Origin of the sequence: Mesorhizobium sp. AR07 (assembly GCF_024746815.1) — a bacterium.
GTDB lineage: Bacteria > Pseudomonadota > Alphaproteobacteria > Rhizobiales > Rhizobiaceae > Mesorhizobium.
This window is the reverse complement of sequence record NZ_CP080525.1, coordinates 1,681,858-1,702,006: the sequence shown is the minus strand read 5'-3', so window position 1 is coordinate 1,702,006 and position 20,149 is coordinate 1,681,858. Positions and strand designations below refer to the sequence as shown.

The 20,149-nt window shown below is 63.2% G+C and carries 22 protein-coding genes and 1 pseudogene; 11 read left to right on the top strand and 12 right to left on the bottom strand.

All coding sequences use genetic code 11. From position 1 onward, the window contains the following. The first annotated feature begins 35 nt into the window (after window positions 1-35). On the top strand, window positions 36-374 hold the full coding sequence (locus BPNPMPFG_RS08720) for a hypothetical protein (protein WP_258594735.1): 339 nt from the start codon (window positions 36-38) through the stop codon (window positions 372-374). A 130-nt stretch (window positions 375-504) separates the two neighbouring features. Beyond that, window positions 505-1,626 (top strand): beta-ketoacyl-ACP synthase III, encoded by a 1,122-nt coding sequence (locus BPNPMPFG_RS08715; protein WP_258596674.1) that lies wholly within the window; start codon window positions 505-507, stop codon window positions 1,624-1,626. A gap of 10 nt (window positions 1,627-1,636) precedes the next feature. Here BPNPMPFG_RS08715 and BPNPMPFG_RS08710 read toward each other — a convergent pair whose 3' ends face one another. The 3 genes from BPNPMPFG_RS08710 to BPNPMPFG_RS08700 form a co-directional block, all read right to left on the bottom strand. Further along, the gene (locus BPNPMPFG_RS08710) at window positions 1,637-1,882 is read right to left on the bottom strand and encodes a methyltransferase family protein (protein WP_258594734.1); all 246 of its coding nucleotides are present in this window, start codon (window positions 1,880-1,882) and stop codon (window positions 1,637-1,639) included. A 443-nt stretch (window positions 1,883-2,325) separates the two neighbouring features. Next, a complete protein-coding gene (locus BPNPMPFG_RS08705) occupies window positions 2,326-2,724 on the bottom strand; it encodes a VOC family protein (protein ID WP_258596672.1) in 399 nt (132 codons plus the stop codon). A gap of 30 nt (window positions 2,725-2,754) precedes the next feature. Continuing rightward, window positions 2,755-3,177 carry a tautomerase family protein gene (locus BPNPMPFG_RS08700; protein WP_258594733.1) on the bottom strand — a complete coding sequence of 141 codons (423 nt, stop codon included), beginning with the start codon at window positions 3,175-3,177 and terminating at the stop codon, window positions 2,755-2,757. A gap of 194 nt (window positions 3,178-3,371) precedes the next feature. Between BPNPMPFG_RS08700 and BPNPMPFG_RS08695 the strand changes: the two genes are divergently transcribed. Together BPNPMPFG_RS08695 and BPNPMPFG_RS08690 are read left to right on the top strand one after the other, a co-directional pair. Further along, window positions 3,372-3,941 (top strand): TetR/AcrR family transcriptional regulator, encoded by a 570-nt coding sequence (locus BPNPMPFG_RS08695; RefSeq protein WP_258594731.1) that lies wholly within the window; start codon window positions 3,372-3,374, stop codon window positions 3,939-3,941. Between the two features lie 5 nt (window positions 3,942-3,946). Continuing rightward, a complete protein-coding gene (locus tag BPNPMPFG_RS08690) occupies window positions 3,947-4,564 on the top strand; it encodes an MOSC domain-containing protein (protein WP_258594730.1) in 618 nt (205 codons plus the stop codon). A 76-nt stretch (window positions 4,565-4,640) separates the two neighbouring features. On the opposite strand, the gene BPNPMPFG_RS08685 is transcribed toward BPNPMPFG_RS08690, so the two are convergent. Both BPNPMPFG_RS08685 and BPNPMPFG_RS08680 read right to left on the bottom strand, forming a co-directional pair. After that, on the bottom strand, window positions 4,641-5,480 hold the full coding sequence (locus tag BPNPMPFG_RS08685) for an SDR family oxidoreductase (RefSeq protein ID WP_258594728.1): 840 nt from the start codon (window positions 5,478-5,480) through the stop codon (window positions 4,641-4,643). Window positions 5,481-5,631: 151 nt separating this feature from the next. Further along, window positions 5,632-6,594, bottom strand: coding sequence for a D-amino acid aminotransferase (locus BPNPMPFG_RS08680; protein WP_258594726.1), 963 nt, complete (start codon window positions 6,592-6,594; stop codon window positions 5,632-5,634). A gap of 157 nt (window positions 6,595-6,751) precedes the next feature. Here BPNPMPFG_RS08680 and BPNPMPFG_RS08675 point away from each other — a divergent pair, with 157 nt between their 5' ends. Beyond that, window positions 6,752-7,255 (top strand): hypothetical protein, encoded by a 504-nt coding sequence (locus BPNPMPFG_RS08675; protein WP_258594724.1) that lies wholly within the window; start codon window positions 6,752-6,754, stop codon window positions 7,253-7,255. Window positions 7,256-7,269: 14 nt separating this feature from the next. Here the strand turns inward: BPNPMPFG_RS08675 and BPNPMPFG_RS08670 are convergent, their stop codons facing one another. Together BPNPMPFG_RS08670 and tsaA are read right to left on the bottom strand one after the other, a co-directional pair. Then, the gene (locus BPNPMPFG_RS08670) at window positions 7,270-7,584 is read right to left on the bottom strand and encodes a DUF2293 domain-containing protein (protein WP_258594723.1); all 315 of its coding nucleotides are present in this window, start codon (window positions 7,582-7,584) and stop codon (window positions 7,270-7,272) included. Beyond that, a pseudogene (tsaA, locus tag BPNPMPFG_RS08665) lies at window positions 7,581-8,104 on the bottom strand (tRNA (N6-threonylcarbamoyladenosine(37)-N6)-methyltransferase TrmO). The gene BPNPMPFG_RS08670 and the pseudogene tsaA overlap by 4 nt, the downstream one beginning before the upstream one ends. A 143-nt stretch (window positions 8,105-8,247) precedes the next feature. Between tsaA and BPNPMPFG_RS08660 the strand changes: the two are divergent. From BPNPMPFG_RS08660 to BPNPMPFG_RS08645, 4 genes are all read left to right on the top strand, one after another. Further along, complete coding sequence (locus BPNPMPFG_RS08660) at window positions 8,248-9,255, top strand: ArsR/SmtB family transcription factor (protein ID WP_258594722.1); 1,008 nt, start codon at window positions 8,248-8,250, stop codon at window positions 9,253-9,255. Further along, window positions 9,255-10,172: a methylenetetrahydrofolate reductase [NAD(P)H] gene (metF, locus tag BPNPMPFG_RS08655; protein WP_258594721.1), complete on the top strand. Its 918-nt coding sequence runs from the start codon at window positions 9,255-9,257 to the stop codon at window positions 10,170-10,172. The genes BPNPMPFG_RS08660 and metF overlap by 1 nt, the downstream gene beginning before the upstream one ends. A 180-nt stretch (window positions 10,173-10,352) precedes the next feature. Then, window positions 10,353-10,745 carry an IS630 transposase-related protein gene (locus BPNPMPFG_RS08650; RefSeq protein WP_258592109.1) on the top strand — a complete coding sequence of 131 codons (393 nt, stop codon included), beginning with the start codon at window positions 10,353-10,355 and terminating at the stop codon, window positions 10,743-10,745. Then, on the top strand, window positions 10,729-11,304 hold the full coding sequence (locus BPNPMPFG_RS08645; protein ID WP_258592110.1) for an IS630 family transposase: 576 nt from the start codon (window positions 10,729-10,731) through the stop codon (window positions 11,302-11,304). The genes BPNPMPFG_RS08650 and BPNPMPFG_RS08645 overlap by 17 nt, the downstream gene beginning before the upstream one ends. A 514-nt stretch (window positions 11,305-11,818) precedes the next feature. Here the strand turns inward: BPNPMPFG_RS08645 and BPNPMPFG_RS08640 are convergent. Then, window positions 11,819-12,736: a DMT family transporter gene (locus BPNPMPFG_RS08640; protein ID WP_258594720.1), complete on the bottom strand. Its 918-nt coding sequence runs from the start codon at window positions 12,734-12,736 to the stop codon at window positions 11,819-11,821. Between the two features lie 207 nt (window positions 12,737-12,943). On the opposite strand from BPNPMPFG_RS08640, the gene BPNPMPFG_RS08635 reads away from it, so the two are divergent. Next, window positions 12,944-14,164: an alanine racemase gene (locus BPNPMPFG_RS08635; RefSeq protein ID WP_258594718.1), complete on the top strand. Its 1,221-nt coding sequence runs from the start codon at window positions 12,944-12,946 to the stop codon at window positions 14,162-14,164. A gap of 80 nt (window positions 14,165-14,244) precedes the next feature. On the opposite strand, the gene BPNPMPFG_RS08630 is transcribed toward BPNPMPFG_RS08635, so the two are convergent. Both BPNPMPFG_RS08630 and BPNPMPFG_RS08625 read right to left on the bottom strand, forming a co-directional pair. Then, window positions 14,245-15,423 (bottom strand): lytic murein transglycosylase, encoded by a 1,179-nt coding sequence (locus tag BPNPMPFG_RS08630; RefSeq protein WP_258594717.1) that lies wholly within the window; start codon window positions 15,421-15,423, stop codon window positions 14,245-14,247. Window positions 15,424-15,666: 243 nt separating this feature from the next. Beyond that, a complete protein-coding gene (locus BPNPMPFG_RS08625; protein ID WP_258594716.1) occupies window positions 15,667-16,464 on the bottom strand; it encodes a glycoside hydrolase family 25 protein in 798 nt (265 codons plus the stop codon). A 227-nt stretch (window positions 16,465-16,691) separates the two neighbouring features. Here BPNPMPFG_RS08625 and BPNPMPFG_RS08620 point away from each other — a divergent pair, with 227 nt between their 5' ends. Further along, on the top strand, window positions 16,692-18,071 hold the full coding sequence (locus BPNPMPFG_RS08620; protein ID WP_258594714.1) for a serine hydrolase domain-containing protein: 1,380 nt from the start codon (window positions 16,692-16,694) through the stop codon (window positions 18,069-18,071). A 64-nt stretch (window positions 18,072-18,135) separates the two neighbouring features. Here BPNPMPFG_RS08620 and BPNPMPFG_RS08615 read toward each other — a convergent pair whose 3' ends face one another. Both BPNPMPFG_RS08615 and BPNPMPFG_RS08610 read right to left on the bottom strand, forming a co-directional pair. Beyond that, entirely contained in the window at window positions 18,136-18,849 is a 714-nt protein-coding gene (locus BPNPMPFG_RS08615; protein WP_258594713.1) for an SAM-dependent methyltransferase, read from the bottom strand. Next, window positions 18,846-20,144, bottom strand: a complete 1,299-nt coding sequence (locus tag BPNPMPFG_RS08610) for a BtaA family protein (RefSeq protein ID WP_258594711.1) — start codon at window positions 20,142-20,144, stop codon at window positions 18,846-18,848. Before BPNPMPFG_RS08610 ends, BPNPMPFG_RS08615 begins: the two co-directional genes overlap by 4 nt. Between the last annotated feature and the right edge of the window lie 5 nt (window positions 20,145-20,149).

The following is a 20,149-nucleotide window of genomic DNA, read 5'->3' as shown; positions in this document are numbered from 1 at the left end:
GTTGGGATCACGATGGCCCACGTGGCAGGGGGTGAATGATGACACTGAAAAAGATGCTTTTCGGCGGTGGCGTGTGCGCGGCGGCACTGCTGGCGTTCTCGATCTCGGCGGAGGCCAAGCGGGCGCGCCGCTATACCAGCGATGACGGCTATTTCTCATGCAGCTACAGGGCGATCGACGATGCCGGCAGTTTCCGCATCTCGGCGCCGGGCTACCCGACCTATGTCCTGGAGATCGACGGGCCGGGCTTCGCCTATGGCTATGTCAATCTCGGCCGCCGCAACGTGCCGTTGCCGGGACAGTCCGTGCGCAGCCGCGACGACGGCGCCTGCTGGAGCAACCCGCAGACCAGCACCAAGCTCTGCGCCTGGTGAAATCCGGTTAAGTCGGCCTAAACCTTTGGTTTAAGCCGGCGTAAACCGGCTCGGTGAGAAAAGTGTTGCGCCGGAGCGTTCCGGCGCCCACATGAAAACCCGCAACGCCTGCGGATGGGACGGACTGGACATGCATCGCGTCATCATCAGCGGCATTGGCGTTGAAATCCCTGAACCCACGATCACCAATGAAGAACTGGTCGCCAGCTTCAATGCCTGGGTCGACATGGAGAATGCGCGCCGCCAGGGCACCGACGAGCCGCCGCTGGCGAAATCGGACAGCGATTTCATCGTCCACGCCTCTGGCGTGCGCAGCCGCCATGTGATCGAACGCGAAGGCATTCTCGATCCGACCCGCATGGCGCCGCGCATTGCGGCGCGGCCCGACGACGCGCTGTCGCTGGAGGCCGAGTTCGGCATCGCTTCGGCGAGAAAAGCTCTCGACCATGCCGGGCTGAAGCCGTCCGACATCGATCTGGTGATCTGCTCGGCCTCGCATCACCAGCGGCCCTATCCGGCGATCGCCATCGAAATGCAGGCGGCGTTGGGGACAAGGGGCGCCGGCTTCGATATGGGGCTTGGCTGCTCTTCGGCGGCGGCGGCCTTGCACATTGCCGTCAACCTGGTGCGGTCGGGCGCGCACAAGCGCGTGCTGGTGACGACACCCGAGATCATCACCGGCCATCTCAATTTCCGCGACAGGCAGACGCATTTCATCTTCGGCGACGCTTCGGTGTCGATGGTGGTCGAAGGGTTGGCGCGGGGTGACAAGCGGCCAGGGCGCTTCGAGGTACTGGACACGCGCACCTGGACGCAGATGTCGAACAACATCCGCACCAATCTCGGCTACCACACCCGCACCGCCCAGGACGATCCCTACATGATCAATCTGGAAGGCAATCTGATCAAGCAGGTCGGCAACAAGGTGTTCAAGGAAGTCACCGTCGCCGGGCACAAATTCATCGTCGAGTTCCTCGCCGAGCACGGACTGACGCCGCAGGCCGTCCGGCGTTTCTGGCTGCATCAGGCCAATGCGCGCATGAATGCGATGATCCTGAAATTGTCGTTCGGCCACGAGGTCGATCACGATCGCGCGCCGATGGTGCTGGAGCGGCTGGGCAACACGGCGGGCGCCGGCGCCATCGTTGCGCTGTCGGAAAACCATGCCGACATGAAGCCCGGCGACTTCGGCCTGATCTGCGCCTTTGGCGCGGGGTATTCGATCGGCGGCGCGCTTCTCAGAATGCTTTGACCCTGGCGCGTCAGGCGGGTGCGAACGGCACCAGCATCGGGACGCGCTTGGCATAGTCGTCATAGGCGCTGCCGAGTTCGCCGCGCAGGAAGCGCTCCTCGAGCTTTGCCTTCATGACGATGCCGATGGTCAACAGAATGGCGCCGGCAACGCCCCATACGGTGCCCTTCGCCGCCATGGTGGCGAGGAAGGCCAACAGCAGTCCCGTGTAGATCGGGTGGCGGACGAGGGCCGTACGGGCCGGTGTCGACGACATGATGTGCTGCCTTGGCGGTTACCGTGCCTGACCACAGCCGCCCAAGATGCACGCGCGCCCACCAGCAGAAGGCGAGGCCGACGGCAATCAGCGCGACGCAGATCCAGGCTTCGGCAAGGCTTGGAAACCACAGGCGAAATCGCCCGGCATAGCCATGCGCCGGAATGAAGAATAGGATCGTGCCGATCACCAGCACTGCCCGGTAGGGGAACTCGGCCCGAAAGCCGGCGCGTTTTTCGACACGGTCAGCCCAGAAGGCGGCAGCGGCCCATGACACCACCCAGATCAGCCAAAGCAGCGCGATCGCCGTTCCGGGACGCATGAGAGACCCTCCGCAGACTTGCCTGGACGCCACCATGTTGCCGGCGCAGCGCGGCGGCAATGCGGCGCTGCGACAGGATTGGTTCCATTTCAGGTAAGAAGATCGTGATCCGCACTGGATCTCATTCATTGGGACAGCTGAACATCCACTGCACGCCGAAGGCGTCGACCAGCATGCCGAAGCTGGTTCCCCAATTTTGCCGCGCCAGGGGCACGGTGATCCGGCCGCCCGCGGCGATGCGCGCGAAAAGCTCCTGCATGGCCGGCAGGCTGTCGAACTCCAGCATCATGGCGGAGCCCTTCATCGGCTCCGCATCGTCATTGTCCGAGGCATGAAACAGCACGCCCGGGCCTTCGAACCGCGCATGCAACACCTTTCCGCGCATGGCTTCGGTTCGCACCGGCATGTCGTTGTCGCCCCAGCGCAGCAGGATCGTTCCCCGGCCGAGCCCGCACTGTTCGTAGAAGGCCAATGCCGGCTCGCAATTTGTGGTGAAGAACAACGAAGGGGAGAGCCGCATCGGTTCGTTCCTGTTCATCGCGGCTGTCAATCAATGCGCGGCGGCGGTTACGGCGGCGATAAGTGCCTCGCCTGAATATTGCCTGCTACCGATGCCCCAGCCGCCGTCGGGCGCATTGACGATGTTGATCCAGGTGTTCTCGGGCCTGTGGTTCGGCACGCAAAACTCGGCAACAATGCCGGCGGCCGCGGTGATGAAGGCATTTCGGGCTTCGATCGAACCAAGGCCGATGTTCGGCAGCTTCAGCTCGACCATGACCACGGGTCGATTGATGCCGCCGGCATAGATGCGATGCAGCGGCAGGATGTGGACCGTGCCGCCGACGATCGCGGTGAAGAATGGATTGCCGGTGGCGCCGGAGGCTTCGATGAGGGCGGCACTGAGACGTGGCAGGATCTCGCGCTCGCCAGTTGGGGTCAGTACGCCTTCCGGCGCGGTCACGGTGATTGGCATTTGGCTCTCCTTTTCGCCGGCTTCCATGGTCTTTCCGGCATATGTCTTCCGGCTTGCCATGTTTCGTATCAATTGTTACGTTATGCGGAGAAGGCGAGTCAATAGGTTTCGTATCGATCACTATGGATAATTTGGAAAGACCTAGGGGTGGCCGGCCGCGCGCATTCGATCCCGATAGGGCACTGGATGCGGCGATGCATCTGTTCTGGGAGCATGGCTATGAGGCGACGTCGCTGGCCATGTTGCGCGAGGCGATGGGGCTGACGCCGCCGCAGATCTACAACGCCTTCACCGACAAGGAGACTTTGTTTCGCAAGGCGCTGACACGCTACCACCAGACCGAGATCGGTTTTGCGCTCGACGCGCTGAGCGCGCCGGTGGCGACGGGGGAGGCGGTCCGGAGGTTGCTACTCGGCGCGGCGGATGCCTATTCCAGGCCCGGCAAGCCGGGTGGCTGCCTGTTCGTCAGCGGTGCGCTCGCGGCCTCGCCGCAGGCGCAAGCCATCGCGGATGAACTCAAGGGTTATCGCAAGGCAAGTGAAGCGGCGATCGCCGATCGGCTGGCCAAGGGCCTGGCAATGGGCGATCTGCCTGAAAATCTCTCGGTCGAGGGCTTCGCCAAATATCTGGCGGGCGTCATGAACGGCATGTCGATCCAGGCGCGCGACGGCGCCTCGGCCGAAGAGTTGCGTGATTTGGCCCGAACCGCTCTTGCGGCGTTCGCGGTCGAAGGGCAAAAACAGGGTGCATCATCCAAGGAATGAAGCCGATGCTGGATCTCTTCCCCGAGGCTGAAAAGCCGATCGAAATCGTGCCGGCGCGTAAGCTGGTCGCCAAAGCGGCAGCGCTTTACGTCGCGCCATCGGACCATTTCGAGACGCGCCCGGTGGACGCCTTGGGGCTCGGCTTCGAAGGCATATCAGGCGATTTCCACGCCGGCGCGACGCGGCGCTCGGGCGGGCGCGAACCCTGGTATCCGCGCGGCACCGAAATGCGCAACGAGCGGCAATTGTCTGTCGTGGCGGCGGACGAACTGGCCATCGTTGCCGAACGCATGGGCCTGGTCGAGATCAAGCCGGAATGGATTGGCGCCAACCTTTTGATCGAAGGTGTGCCGCATTTGTCGATGCTGCCGGCCGGCACGCTGTTGTTCTTCAAGGGCGGTGTGACCATCAAGGTCGACGCGCAGAACGGACCCTGCCGCATCGCCGGCCGTTCGATCGCCGAACATGTCGGCATGGCCGACGTCGAGGCCGGCGCGCTGCTGTTCCCGAAAGCCGCGAAGCGGCTGCGTGGCGTTGTCGCCTGGGTCGAGAAGCCGGGAACGATCAAGGTCGGCGAAGAGATTTCGGTGCGGGTGCCCGAACAGTGGATTTATCGGACGTAGCTACGAGTCTTCATCGATCGCACCCAACCAAGGACAGGGGCTGCGCCGCCGGGACGGCGTAGCAAAAGCGCTGGCCTCAACCCTTGCGGTTCTTCTTCGCGCCTTGTGCCATGATGGAAACGTTGTCCCACTTTTCCCAGGTGGCGATGCGGTTGGCGTATTCCTGCTTGGTCATCGGCAGGCCGCCATCGCCGAAGAACACGCGTAGCGGCGGCTCGGCGGCGTCGACGATGGCCAGCATCGCCGGTCCGGTGGCCTCGGGATCGCCGGCGACCGAATTGGCGCGGCGCTCGGCCATCTTGGCGCGGGCAGGCGCGTAGGCCTCGATCGGTTTGGAAATCTTGGCCGACGCGCCGGACCAGTCGGTGGAGAAACCGCCGGGCTCGACCAGCGTCACATGGATGCCGAATTCCGCGACCTCGATGCCGAGCGACTGGCTGAAGGCTTCCAGCGCCCATTTCGAGGCGTGGTAAAGGCCGAGCGAGGCAAAGGCGTTGACGCCGCCGATCGACGAGATCTGGATGATGTGGCCGGAGCGCTGCGCCCGCATGATCGGCAGCGCGGCCTGGGTGACCCACAGAGCACCGAACACGTTGGTTTCGATCTGGTCGCGGGCCTCCTGTTCGCTGACTTCCTCGATAGCGCCGAAATGGCCATAGCCGGCATTGTTGATGACCACGTCGAGCCGGCCAAAGCGCTTGTGCGCCTCGGCGACAGCGGCGTCGACGGCTTTCTTGTCGGTGACGTCGAGCTTTATCGCGGCGATATTGTCGCCATACTTGTCGACGAGATCGGCGAGCGTGCCGGCATCGCGGGCGGTCGCCGCGACACGGTCGCCACGGGCCAGTGCTGCCTCGGCCCAGACGCGGCCAAAGCCTTTCGACGATCCGGTGATGAACCAAACCTTGTTTGTCATGATGTGGAGTCCTTGCCCCTGCGGGCGTGAATTTCGGGCGAAAGCGGAGGCTTCTCCGCTTTCGGGCATATACGGCCTGTCCCGTGACTTTCCAGAGGCGAGGGGGAATCTTTTTGAACAAGACGCCCCGCAGAACAAGAAATTGGGTTGATCAGGGATACTTCACCGGGCTCGACCATGCCGGGTCGTCGTGCTTTTGCCAATAGAGCGTCATCAGCCGGCTGGTGATCGGCCCGACCTTGCCGTCGGCGACCGGCGTGCCGTCGATCTCTGTCACCGGCATGATGCCGCCGGCGGTCGAGGTGATGAAGACCTCGTCCGCTTGGTGCAGCGCGGCGACACTGACATCGACGGCGGCGGCGGCAAGACCGTCTTCGGCGCAGAGATCGAAGACGGTGCGCCGGGTGATGCCGGGCAGCACGCCAATGGCCGGCGTCGACAGTTTGCCGTCCTTGACGCAGAAGACATTGAAGCCCGGACCTTCGGCGACATTGCCGTTGAAATCGAGAATCAGCGCGGTCTCGGCGCCGCGGTCGTAGGCGTCATAGAGACCGCGCACCAGATCGAGCCAGTGGTAGTTCTTGATCGCCGGGTCGATCGAGGCCGGCGGAATGCGCACCTTGTCGCTGATGGCGACGCGCAGGCCGCGCTGCAACTGCTCGGCATTGGCGACCGAGCCGAATGGCACCGCGAACGCCATGAAGCGGTTGACCGCCTGGCGCGGGTCGCGGCTGAAGTTCGGCGAGGCGCCGCGCGTGCACAGCATTTCGACATAGGCGGCGCGATGGCCGGACAGCGTCACGCAATTGTGCAGGACCTCCGTCACGCCTGCGCGATCGAACGGGATCGTCATGCGCAGCTTTTCCAGCCCGCCGAAGAAGCGGTCGAGATGCAGGTCGAGGCGGAAGAAGCGGCCGTTCCAGACGTGTACGGTATCGTAGGTAGCGTCGGAATGCAGAAAACCCCAGTCCAGCACCGAAATCTTGGCTTGCGCCATCGGCAGGTACTGGCCGTCGAGGAAGGCGACGCCGTCGGGATAGGAATGCGGGTCGACGTGGCGGTCGCCGACCGTCGGCAGTGGCTTTGCATCCTTGGTTGCCATCGTCTGGCTCATCGGGGCGTCCTCTCGCGCGAAGCGGGATCCGCAGGCTATCGACGCCACGCGGAAGGCATAGAGCCACCTGGCCGGCGCTGTTCGTCCTCCATGACGATCTGGCCGATACATCAGATTGGAATTGGCTTACAATTCCATTCTGAACGGGAGGGGGAACATGGGCAGGCTTGGGGCCGTCATAGCAGCCATGATGATTTTCGCCGTTGCAGGCGAAGCCGGCGCGCAATGCGCGAAAGAAGGCGACGAATTGTGCCAGAGCGGCCAAACCTATCGCTGCGAGAAAACCGGCAGCGAATTGACGCCGATCTTCCAGAACGTGCCTTGCGTGGTGAATGTGCCCTCCCTGACGGGCACGTGGGTCGGCAGCGGCCATCAGAGCCCGGCCGGCGATGCCGGCGCCGACTGGTCGATCGCCATGACGATCAACGATGGCGGCGCGTCGATCGACTATCCGTCGCTCGGCTGCGGCGGGCCCCTGTCGCAGACGTCCAGGGACAATACATCGGCGGAATACCATGAGAGCATCACCTACGGTCGGGACAAGTGCATCGACGGCGGCACCGTCACCGTCAGGTTTTTCAAGGGAAATCTGTCCTGGACGTGGGTCGGCCAGGCCGACGGCCAGCCCTACAATGCGGTCGCCGTGCTGACGCGGCAATAAACTGACTTACCGCCTCATTCTTCGTCGTCGTCGGCATCGAGCAGGCGTGTGGCGCGCCAGCGGGTGAGCACGATGTTGGTCTGCTCGATGACGAAGAATCGTGCCGAATCGCGGTCGTAGCCTTCGCTCAGCAGCTTTTCGTAATCGGTGTGCACGTGGCGGATGTGGGCAATGGTCGCCAGCCACACGGCGATGGTCGGCGGCAACGTCTTCATATGAACCGAGCCGGCATCAGCGCGGATCTTCTCCATGTCGGCATAGGGCGCCAGCGGAAGAAGTGCCGTCAGCCCCTTGGCGATGGCGCGGCGTCGGCCGGTCGGCGCTTTCATCGCCGAATCCGATTGGGCTCGTCGCGCCCTTCGATGGTGGCCTCGGCAACGGCGTCGGTGGCGAGGCGAAGTAAGGTTTGATGTCGATGACCGGCGTGCCGTCGAGCACGTCGATGGCGTCGAGATCAATGCGGCCGGTGCCGATATCGAGCCCGACGAGTTTTGCTACATGCAGGCCGACCGGATTCGGCCGGGCAGGGGAGCGCAGGCCGAATACGCCTTTCGCTTCAGCCGCATGGCGGGGTTTCTGCACAATCAGGTACCGCGGCGCATGGTGCAGCCAGGACAGGATGATGACGTGGCTGGCGCGCTCCAGCCCCTGCAGGCCGCTGCGATAGGGCGCGTCGATGATCAGAACCGCCGGTTGCCCGGTCTCGCGCGCGGTGCGCATGTTCTTCGGGCAGGTCTCCCGTGTCGTCCATGGCGATGCGATGCGACCGATGAAGACGATCCCGCCATCCGGCGGCATCAGCGCTGGATCATGTTCCAGCCTCTGCTCGCCTTCGCGCATTTCGAACATTTTGAGCGGTCCGGTCATTTGGTCCAGGTTTCCGCGAACGCCACGCAAGCGGCATTTTCTTGTCCGGAAGCGACATAGTGCTTGCAAGGTCTCGAAAATCGACATAAACATATGTTTATATCTTTTTCAAAGAGAATACGCTGATGCATGTCTCGCTCGACACCATGGTGGACACATTGAAGGCGGCGGCCGAATCCAGCCGCTTGCGCATATTGGCACTGTTGTCGCGCGGCGACCTCACCGTTTCCGATCTTACCGAAATTCTCGGCCAGTCGCAGCCGCGCGTTTCGCGGCATCTCAAGCTGCTGCTGGAGGCCGGGCTGATCTGCCGCTACCAGGAAGGGTCTTGGGCCTTCTTCCGGCTGTCGGATACGGATTCAGCGCGCGATTTCGTGCTGGGGCTGGTTTCCGGCATTCGCGGCGCCGATCCGCAGGTCGAGCGCGATCAAGAGCGGCTCGGCTCGGTCAAGCGCAAGCGGCAGGACCGCGCGGCCGAATATTTTTCGGTGAACGCGGCGAGCTGGGACCATATCCGTTCGCTGCACGTGCCGGACCGCGCCGTCGAAGCCGCGATGCTGAAGCTGGTCGGCAAGCGGCCGTTCCAGTCGATGCTTGATCTTGGCACCGGCACCGGTCGGTTGCTGGAAATCTTCTCGCCGCTCTACCGGCGCGGCGTCGGCATCGACATGTCGCGCGAGATGCTGACGGTAGCGCGCGCCAATCTCGACAAGGCCGGTGTTTCGAACGCGCAGGTGCGGCAAGGCGACATCTTCGCGCCGCCGGTCGAGCGCGATGCCTTCGATCTCGTCACCATCCATCAGGTGCTGCACTATCTCGACGATCCCGCCCGCGCCATCCACGAGGCGGCGCGGCTTTTGCGCCCGGCCGGGCGATTGGTCATCGTCGACTTCGCGCCGCATGCGCTGGAGTTCCTGCGCGACGAGCACGCGCATATGCGGCTCGGCTTTTCCGACCGGCAGATCGCCGACTGGTTTTCGGAAGCCGGCCTCGATCTCGAAGACAGCCAGGAGTTCGAGCCGCGCGGCGGCAACGAGGCCAGGCTCACCGTAAAACTCTGGCTTGGCCGCGACCGGCGGCTGCTGATCGCCGATCCTTCCAACGACACAAGGCAGATAAGGGAAGTTGCCTGATGAACCAGTTCCGCTTTTCCCGCCGCCCCGACATTGGTGACAAGGTCCGGGTTTCCTTTGAATTCTTCCCGCCAAAGACCGACGAGATGGAAGCGAGGCTATGGGATACGGTCACCCGGCTGGAGCCGCTGAAGCCGAAATTCGTCTCGGTGACCTATGGCGCCGGCGGCTCGACGCGTGAGCGCACCGCGCGCACCGTAAAGCGCATCCTGACGGAAGCCGGTATTCCGGCCGCGGCGCATCTGACCTGCGTCGGTGCAACGCGTGAAGAGGTCGATACGGTCATCCAGGATTACAAGTCGATCGGCATCAACCGGTTCGTGGCGCTGCGCGGCGACCCGGCTTCCGGTGTCGGCGAACCCTATCGCCCGCATCCAGGCGGCTACGAGAATGGCGCCGAACTGGTCGCCGGGCTTAAGGCGATCTCGGATTTCGACATCTCGGTCGCGGCTTACCCGGAAAAGCATCCGCAAAGCCCCGATTTCGCCACCGACATCGAGATGCTGAAACGCAAGGTCGACAATGGCGCGACGCGCGCCATCACCCAGTTCTTCTTCGACAATGATCTCTACGAGCGCTATGTCGAGCGCGTCCGCCGCGCCGGCATCTACATCCCCATCGTGCCGGGTATCCAGCCGGTTCACAGTTTCAAGCAGGTCGCAAATTTTTCCGCGAGAGCGGGCGCGCATGTGCCTGGCTGGCTGGCGGAGCGGTTCGAGGGCCTGGACCGGGACCCGCAGACGCATGCGCTGGTGGCTTCGGCGGTGGCGGCCGAACAGGTCATGGATCTGGTCGAGCGCGGGGTCGGCGATTTCCATTTCTACACGATGAACCGAGCCGATCTGGTCTTTGCCATCTGCCACATGATCGGCATCCGTTCGCACGAAGCAGAGGCGGCGGGCTCGGCTGCGGCTTAAAGCGCGTCGCATTGAAACGGATTCAGGCGACGCGCTTTAAGTCTTTGTTTTTATGCATGTCGTTGCCCCAAAACCGGGGCCACTTTTGGGCGACATGCATTAAAGCGTGTCGCGATTTAAGGGATTCAGGATTCCCATAGATTTGAGTTCGTGATTCATTGCGGCTGAAAGGAGACCGCGATGGGCAAGCCGCTACCGCTTGAGTTGCGTCGGCGTGTTGTTGCGTATGTCGATGAGGGACATGGTCACCGCGAGGCTGCGCGCCATTTCCGCGTTTCGCCTCGCTTTGTGAACAATCTGATCAACCTGCGGCGGCAGACCGGTTCGCTTGAAGCGCGTCGGCAGGGCCATGTGGGCGGCGGCAAGCTTGAGCCGCATGCCGAGTTTGTCCGCTCGCGGTTGGCCGAGACCGGCGAACTGACGCTAGATGAGCTTTGCGTCGAGCTGGAGGTGCGCGGGGTGAGCGTGCACCGCTCCAATGTCGGTCGCCTGCTCAATCGCCTTGGGCTCAGTCATAAAAAAAACTCTACTGGCCAGCGAGCAGCAGCGGGCCGACGTGCGCCAGGCGCGTGAACTGTGGATCGGGCGGCGAAAGCGCTTCTTCAACAAGGCTTTGGCGCGGCTGATCTTCATCGATGAGACGTCGACCAATACCAAACTGACCAAACGCACCGGCTGGGCGCCGAAGGGCGAGCGCTTCAGGACGCATGCGCCATTCGGCAAATGGCAGACGCAGACCTTCATCGCCGGGCTGCGATGTCACGGTCTTGTCGCGCCGTGGATCGTCAACGCGCCGATGAATGCCGCCATCTTCGAACGCTACGTCGAAACGCAGCTCGCTCCCGAACTGTCGCCCGGCGATGTCGTCATTCTCGATAATGTCGGCTTCCACAAGAACGAGCGCGCTGCCCAACTGGTTCGCCAAAGGGGCGCATGGCTCCTGTTCCTGCCGCCATACTCACCCGATCTCAATCCGATCGAGATGGCCTACTCAAAACTCAAGGCGCGGCTGCGAAAGAAGGCGGCCAGAACTTTCGATGCCCTCTGCGACGCTCTCGGCGATATCTGCCACCTGTTCGAGCCAGCCGAATGCAGAAACTTCTTCAAGGCTGCCGGATATGAGGCCAATTAATCGCGACACGCTTTAGGCCCCAAGAGCGTCGGAAATGCAAAAAGGCCGGGTAAAAACCCGGCCTTTTAAATTGGTTAGACTATTTGGTGCTGGTCTTCCCCGTCTTGGCGGGTCAGGGAAGAAAGCCCATAATGAGGGCTCCGATGAAGGCGAACGCAGCACAGATCATCAATGCGTTGATAGGCCTCGTAAGTCCCATGACATAGCCTCCTCTTAAAGAGCTATGCCTAAGAGTCTAGGTTCATTTGTGCCACAGGCAAGCGGAAAATGTGCTGCATTGCGACGTGATTGCTAGATTTGCGACCCGCCTTTTGCCGTTAAGCATTGAAACTCTTCGGCAAAAACCCGCTTAGGGCCTGTGAATAAATTGTGGCGGACTCGTGTCGTTGCCGTGTCATGGCAGCGCTACCGCATCGGCCCCTAACGTCGAATTCGACTTTCGGAAAGCACGATGCGGAGATTCAATCAAAGTGGTCAGAGTGTACTTTGCGCGTCCAGTTGGACGCGCGGCGCCCTAACGTCGGCCGAACAGCCGCCCGTCGATGGTGATGAGGCCTAGTGCAATCAGCACCACGCCGCCGATTTCGAACCATTCGAGCCGTTCACCAAGGAACAGGAAGCCGAGCAGCATGGCGCTGGCCGGCACGATGAGCGTGACCAGCGAGGCGTTGGTGACGCCGGCCGAAGCGACGAGGTTGAAATAAAGGATGTAGGCGAAGGCCGTGGACAAAAGCGCCAGCGCCAGCACTGCGGCCCAGACCGGGGGCGAGGCCGAGAACAGGCCGGCCGGACCATGGGTGAACAGCACGATCGGGATCATGATGATGGTCGACGCGGTCAATTGTCCGGTGGCGAGGACCGGCGAGGGCACGCCCTTGAAGCGGCGGGCGACCATCAGCGCGATGCCATAGGACAGCGAAGCGCCGATCAGCGCGAATTTGGCCCAGACCGGACCGCCGAGCCCGGCAAGCAGGCCGGGGCCGATCATCACGGCCGTGCCGGCGACGCCGAGCGCAATACCGGCAAGCTTGTTCCACGAGAGCTTTTCATCTGATGTCAGCGCGTTGGCGAGGATCAATGTCCAGAACGGCGTCGTTGCGTTGAGCACCGAGGCGACACCGGCGCCAAGCTGCGTCTGGCCGGCGAAGATCAGCGAGAAGGGTACGACATTGTTGGTGAACGCCAGCAGGAAGAACAGGCCGGCATGGGGAAGCGCGAGGCGGAAGGATGGTCCGCGAATGGCCAGATAGAGCTGGAGAGCGATCGCCGCGATGGCGACGCGAAACAGCACCAGCACCAGCGGATGAAGTTCCGCCACCGCGATGCGAGCGAAGAAGAACGAGCCGCCCCAGATCGCGCCAAGCAGCAGGAGCTGTCCCCAGTCCTTGAGCACCATCGGCCCACGTGGTGCTGATGTCGCGGCTATTGCCATGTGATCGTCCTCCCAGACGGCCTGAATGCCAGCCGGTCAGGCAGAACGCATATCGGATCCGGCGACAAGGGCCACCCGAAACCTGACTGATGGCAAACGTTCCCCCCAATGACCTAGCGCCGCTGCGCCAGGTGCACGAGACACAGAATTGTTTTCATTAGCCGCTAGCTTGGATTAATTGTGCGCAGCCGAGGTGAGGATTCGTCCATGCAGCGATTCGAGAATGCCCGCGAGGCGGCACTGGCGCTTCGCCCGGACGATCCGGTCTACTGTTTCCGCCCGCAGGTGCTGATGGCGGATGCCAGGCAGTTCATGGGCATGTTTCCCGGCAAGACGGCCTATGCGGTCAAGACCAATGGCGAGCCGATCGTGCTCAAGGCGCTGGTCGAGGCCGGCGTTACAGCTTTCGACGTGGCCTCGCCCGGCGAGTTCGCCGCCGTGCGCGCGGTCTCACCCGATGCCGAGATGCTCTATATGCATCCGGTCAAGGCGCAGTCGGATATCAAGCTGGCGCTGGAGAAGTACGCCATCCGCGTCATTTCGCTCGACCATGAGGACGAGATCACCAAGCTGACCCGGGTGGTGCGGGCGCTCGACATCGATCCGGGCTCGATCAGCGTGTTCGTGCGGGTGCAGACCAAGGGGCATGCCGCCTACGAACTGTCGAAGAAGTTCGGCGCCGGGCCGGCCTATGCCGTCGAATTGGCGGAGCGGCTGAACCGCACCGGCTACAGGGTTGGCCTGTGTTTCCACGTCGGCAGCCAGATCGAGGATCCCGACACCTATGAGCGGGCGCTGGCTTCGGCCGACTGGGTGCGCAACCGGCTGACCTTCGATATTGCCGGGCTCGATGTCGGTGGCGGCTTTCCAGCCGAATATGGGCATGATCCCAACCGCAAGCAGATCGAGATGCCATCGCTCGGGCAGATCATGTCACGGCTGTCGGGTGATCTGAAGGAATATCAGTTCGACCAGATACCTCTGGTGGCGGAGCCCGGCAGGGTGATCGTGGCACGCTGCCTGTCGCTGATCGTGCGTGTGCTGCTGCGCAAGGGCAAGCGGCTCTACATCAATGACGGTATCTGGGCATCGCTGTCGGATTCATGGACGGGCAAGATCACGCTGCCGGCGCGTTTCATTCCCGATCCGGCAATCCGCTCGCGCAACGGCGAGGAAAAGAACATCGTGCCGTTCAAGGTCTGCGGGGCGACCTGCGATTCCGTCGACATCCTGTCGCGGCCGTTCTGGCTGCCGGAGACGGTCGACACCGGCGACTGGATCGAGATCGGCCACATCGGCGCCTATTCGCTGTCGCTCCGGACCCGCTTCAACGGCTTCTATCCCGACACCTTCGTCGAGGTGACGACGCCCTTCGACGAAGGCGACGCGCCGCAAGGGTTTGCGAGTTTGGAGACGATGGCGGATTAGGGAATAGCGAATAGGGAATAGCGAAAATTTGCCGAGACGGCAGGAAAGAAGGGGATTACCTTCTACTCGCTACTCGCTCTTCACAGCTTTCCCAAAAGCTCCGGCGTCGGCCAGCCGTCCACGGGCAAGCCAAGGCGCATCTGTTCCTTGCGGATTGCTTCGCGGGTGTTGGTGCCGAGGATGCCGTCGACCGTGCCGACATCATAGCCCCTGGCTTCCAGCTTGGTCTGCAGCGCCTTCATCTGCTCGTTGTTGAGGCCGGTCTCGGGGTTGCGCGGATCGAATTGTGGTGCGCCCGCCAATCTGGCGGCGAGGTTGGCCGCGGTCAGCGCGTAGGTGAAGGACTGGTTCCATTCGAGATAGACGTCGAAATTGTCGTAGGTGAGGAAGGCTGGCCCCTTGCGTCCCATCGGCAACGCCAGCCCTGCTTTCAGGCCATTGTCGACCAGCGGTGCGCCGCTGGGGTAGGTGACGCCCCATTGCGCCCATTGCGTCAGCGGCAGCTTGTTGGTGCGCCCGGTCTGGTCCCAGGGCATGTTGTCGGGCACGCGGACTTCCTGGATCCAGGGCTCGTCGCGTTTCCAGCCACGCGACAGCACCTTGTTGGCGGTGGTCATGATCACATCCGGCACGCTGTTTCGCAGGTCGACCTTGCCGTCGCCATCGCCGTCGACGCCGCGCGCCAGATAGTCGGAAGGCAGGATCTGCGTCTGGCCGATCTCGCCAGCCCAGGCGCCCTTGACGTCGGCCGGCAGCACGCCACGATCGATCAGCTCCAGAAGCGGCACCAGCTGAGGCCGGAACAGTTGCGGGCGGCGACAATCATGGGACAGAGTCACCAGGGCGCTCAGCGTGTGGAAATCGCCCTGAACGGCGCCGAAATCGGTCTCCAGCGCCCAGAAGGCGGCGATGATCGGCGCCTGGACGCCGAACTGCTGGTCGGCACGGGCGAAGACATCGGCGTATTTCTTCAGGTTCGCCGCACCCTGCTTCAGCCGGTAGGCGGAGATCATGCGGCTGGAAAATTCGATGAAGGTCTGGGTAAAGACGCCCTGGGCGCGGTCGCGCGCCAGCACCTTGTCGTCAAGGGTGGCATCTTCCAGCGCGTCGAGACCGACGGCGCCGACACCGGCCGCCTTGGCTTCCGCCGCCACGCCTTGCTTCCAGGCTTCGAAGTCGCCGCCGCATTCCTGCGCCATCGCCGGCAACGCCGTGGCGCACAGGAACAGCGCCGCGAGGGCTTGGGAACGCAGTCGCATCAGCTTCCTTTCGAAACGAATGAGGGCATTTATCATGCTCCCCTCGGAAGCCCAACGCCCTGAATTACCGGCGGTTGCACTCCTTACCGCCGGCTGTGTCGAAAAGCAGGCGGCACGCCCGGTGTCAACGGTTGTTCTGCCGCAGCCATTATTCCAGGCGGCTTCGGTGCCGTTGCCCCGGTGTCAACGGGTGTTCTGCCGCAGCCCTTGTTCCAGGCGGCTTCGCTGCCGTTGCCCCGGTGTTCAACGGGTGTTCTGCCGCAGCCACTTGTTCCAGGCGGTTTCACTGCCGTTGAAAACGTTGATGTCGGACTTGCCGGTCATGCCGGGAACAATGCCGGTTCCGGTGTACTGCCAGAAGGTGAAGGGGTGGCTGCCATATTTTTCGCGCGGATGGCCGGCGACGGAGCGCAGCCAGTAGGGATAGCCGCGGAAGGTCGACAGCTCGTTGTCGTCGAAGAAGTCGACCGAGGTGTAGATGATCGGCTTCTTGCCATAGTGCCGTTCGACGATTTCGAGGAAGGTGGTCATCTCCGCGCGCACCGTGGCGGTATCGGGACGCAGCCTGCAGGTCGGCGATTTCGGGTTCCATTCCATGTCGAGGACCGGCGGCATCGCCGAGCGATCGACGGGGACATTCTGGATGAACCAGCGCGCCTGCTGGGCGGCGGGCGTGCAGAAATAGAAGAAATGATAGGCCGCGCGCGGGATCCCGTTGGCTTTCGTGCGTGCCCAGTGTTCGTTGAAATATTCATCGAAGCGATCGCCGCCCTCGGTCGCCTTGATGAAGGCGAAGGAGATGCCGCTGGCCCTGGCCGCCGGCCAGTCGACCGAGGTCTGGTACTTGGAGACGTCGGTGCCGTGAACGGCGTAGTTCCACGGCGCGCCGCTTACCCATTCATGCGGCTTGGAATCGGAGAAGCGAGGCGCGCGGACGGCAACCGTCGGGCTGCTCGATGATGGCGACAGCGGCGTGAGATCGTCCACGGTCGAGCAGGCGCCAAGCAGCGTCAGCATGAAGAGGGCCGCAAGACGGCGCATGGCAACTCCCGAGCCGGATTCAGCCGGTCGCTGATGGGTCTGTGCACTGATGGCCCCTCGGCCTGGCCCACTGGACGATCACCCCACAGGATCGTCCGGTATGTCCTGTGATCGCCGATCATGGTTGATAATCGGTTCACGGCGCTCGACAAGAGCTCCGATTTGCTGAAGCAATGGCGGCAAATCGATGTCATCGGGGCGGAGCTCCGGTCGAACGAGGGTGAAAAATGCGGATCGTCGTCAAGATCGTCAAATGGCTGCTTGGCCTGATCGTGCTGGCGGTCGCCGCGCTGTTTGCCTGGCTCTATATCGCGCCGCCTGAATTGATCCGCGTCGGCTCGGGCTATTCGGCCAAGATCGTCTGCTCGAACGTCTTCATCGCCGGGCGTGACCCCAATGAGGTGCTCGCCGTCGACGTGCAGGCCCCGGGGCACCCGCTGCTGCGGTTGATGCGGGTGTCGGTGGACAAGAACCGGGGTACTGTCTCTGCCGGCCTGCTAGGCTTCCTTGGCAAGAGCATCGCCGTCGCCCGCGACGGGCTGGGCTGCGCCTCGGTTCCCGATGGCGATGTCGGCAAGGTGCGGCGCACCGCGATCCATGCCGATCCATCGGCGGTCAACCAGGACGCGCTGTGGCCGGAGGGTGAACGGGTCGAAGCATCACAGGACCCGGTGATTGCAAAGCTGCTGGACGATGCGGCGCTGACCGGCACCGGCATGCGCGCGGTGGTGGTGGTCAAGAACGGCCGCGTCGTCGCCGAGCGCTATGGCGCCGGTTTTTCGGCAAAGACGCCGCTGCTCGGCTGGTCGATGACCAAGACGGTGAACGCCGCGGTCATCGGCACGCTGGTCAAGGAGGGCAAGATGGCGGTCGACAACAAGGGGCTGTTCGCGCCCTGGAAGGCGGATGGCCGCGCCGCGATCAGCCTTGCCGACATGATGGCGATGTCGAGCGGGCTGGAGTTCGACGAGGATTATGGCGACGTCGCCGACGTCACGCGCATGCTCTATCTCGAACCCGACATGGCGGGCTTCGCCGCAGCCAAGCCGCTGGCGGCCGAGGTGGGCAAGGTGTTTTCCTATTCGAGCGGCACGGCGGTGATGCTGTCGCGCCTCTGGCAGGACGCGATCGGCGACAAGGGCAAGGCGCTGACGTGGCCGCGCACCGCGCTGTTCGAGCCGCTCGGCATGCACAGCGCGGTGCTGGAGACGGACGAGCAGGGCACCTTCGTCGGCTCATCCTACCTCTATGCGACGGCGCATGACTGGGCGCGCTTCGGCCAGTTCCTGCTGCAAGGTGGGATGTGGAACGGCAACCAGGTGCTTCCGGCCGGCTTCGTCGATTGGATGCGGGAGCCGGCACCCGCCTCGAAAGTCTACGGCAAGGGCCAATTGTGGATCGAGGCACCGGGCGATGAGGAAAATCCCGGCGCCGGCGTTGCGGCGGGATTACCCAAGGACACCATCTGGATGGAAGGCCATGACGGCCAGACGGTCACCATCATTCCCTCGGAGCAGCTGGTGGTGGTGCGGCTCGGCCTGACGCCGGCCAAGCTCGGCTACCGCCCGCAGACGATGGTAGGGGCGCTGGTGACGGCGCTGCACTAACTTCCTTACCCTCCCCATCATGGGGAGGGTCGGCGCGCAGCGCCGGGGTGGGGTGCCTAGCGCTTCACCCAACCCGCGCCTTTGGCGCGGCCTCCGCCATCGAGGGGGAGGTGAAGATGCTCGGCCCAACCACGGCCAGCCAGGCATAGCCGCGATAAAGCGTGCGGAAACGGAAGCTTGCGCCGGTCCGCCGAGATTCCGATTCCAGAACCTCACGCAGCGATTCACGCGGCGCGACGTGGAATTTTTTCAACCAGCCGCGCAGCATTGCCCGGAACCAGCCTGGCAGGCCTTCCTGCTGGCCGAAATCGACGACATGCAGGGAACCGCTGGGGGCGAGTGCGGCAAGTGCTGCCGACACCGTCTTCTCCCAGCCGGGGATCATCGACAGCGAATAGGATACGAAGATGCGGTCGAACCGCTCGATGCTATAAAGCGCGGCCGCATCGAAATCGGTGGCGTCGCCCCTGGCCAGCATGACGCGGCCCGACAAGCCTTCGCGGGCAATCGCCGCGCCGGCCGTCTCCAGCATTTCGGCCGAAATGTCGAGGCCGAAGAAGCGGGCATCGGGATAGCGACGGGCGGCCAGGATGATGTTGCGGCCGGTACCGCAACCGAGTTCCAGCACGGTGCCGCCGGGCGGTACGTCGAGCCCGGCGATCAACCGGTCGCGACCGAGCAGGTAGTATTTGCGGGTCAGGTCGTAGATGTGGCGCTGCCAGCGGTAGACCCCATCCATCAGTTCGGCATGGCTGGCCGGCAGCTCGGTCGTGCTCATGCGGCACGCTTCACGTAGAGGTGGAAGCCGCCATAGATGGCCGAACGGTCGCGGGCCGAGAATTCGCGTGACGCCTCGTCCTGATAATTCCACTGGTCGAGCAGCGAGCTGGAGACCCGGCCGGGCAACAGGCTGGGCTCTGCGGCGGTGCGGAAAATGACGCGGGCGCCGACTGAGGCGGTGCGGGTGATTTCCGCCCACAGCGCATTGAGCTGGTCATCGGTCATCCAGTCCTGCGCATCGAGCAGGATGAAACGGTCGACCGCGCCGGCGTCCTTGCCGGCAAGAAACTCGATCAGATTGGCATGGTGGATGGCGACGCGGTCGACATTGCCGCGGATGGTCTCGTAGTTCTTTTTTTCGAGATAGGCGGGGAGGGCGGCCTCGCCGGGGTTCGGGTAGCGGCGGGCAAAAGCCTGCCAGGCGAAGTAGTTGTTCTCCAGCGGAAAATCGCAAGCGAGCTTTTCCAGCCGGGCTTTCAAGACACTGGCCATGGTGCCGTCACCTGAAGTGATCAGCGAATCATACTGCGCCGGCGGAATGCCGAGGCCGAACAGCGAGGCCTTGCGCGATGTCGCCCATTTCAGCAGTGGCTTGTCGAAGACCGGCGCCAGCTCCTCGTAAAAGAAGCGGCGCTGCTCGCCGATGTTGCGGGCCTGCATGATGCCGGCAGGATCGACGCCGAAGAACTTTGCCGTGCGATGGCCCATGGCGATGAACAGGCCAAGCAGTCCGGTCTGGTAGAAATTGCGGTCGAAGACAGCGATGCGCCGGCGGCCGCGCCAGTTGCGGCGCTCCCAGTAATGACGGCTGACCGGGTCGAGGTGCGGCGCGATGAAACGGTCGTAGGCTTCCGAATTGTGGCTGGTGTCGGCGGCGCCGAAGAAGCGGAACAGGTCACCTTGCGAAGGCAGGTGGCGCACGGCCTCCAGCTTCATGCGGTTGAGCGCGATGTGGGCGGCGTTGAGGTCGACCGCGTCGACCCGTGCCGGCGAGCGGGTGAGATAGGCCAGGATGTTGCAGCCGCCCGAGGCGATGGTGACGACGCGATGGTCCTGGCCAAGCTGCATCGCCTCCATGTCGACATCGGGATCTTCCCAGATCTGCGGATAGACGAGGCCGGAAAACAGGAAGGCGAACAGCCGTTCAGAAATGCCTGCCTTCGACAGCGGGCGGTTCTGGTAGACGGCTTTTCCAACTTCCTTACCGCGGCGAAAAACCAGATCTGCGGAAACGTCCGTCATGGCAAGGTGATTCCCCATTTGCTTTGCCGCAAGCGGGTAGCGCAGGGTCATGACAG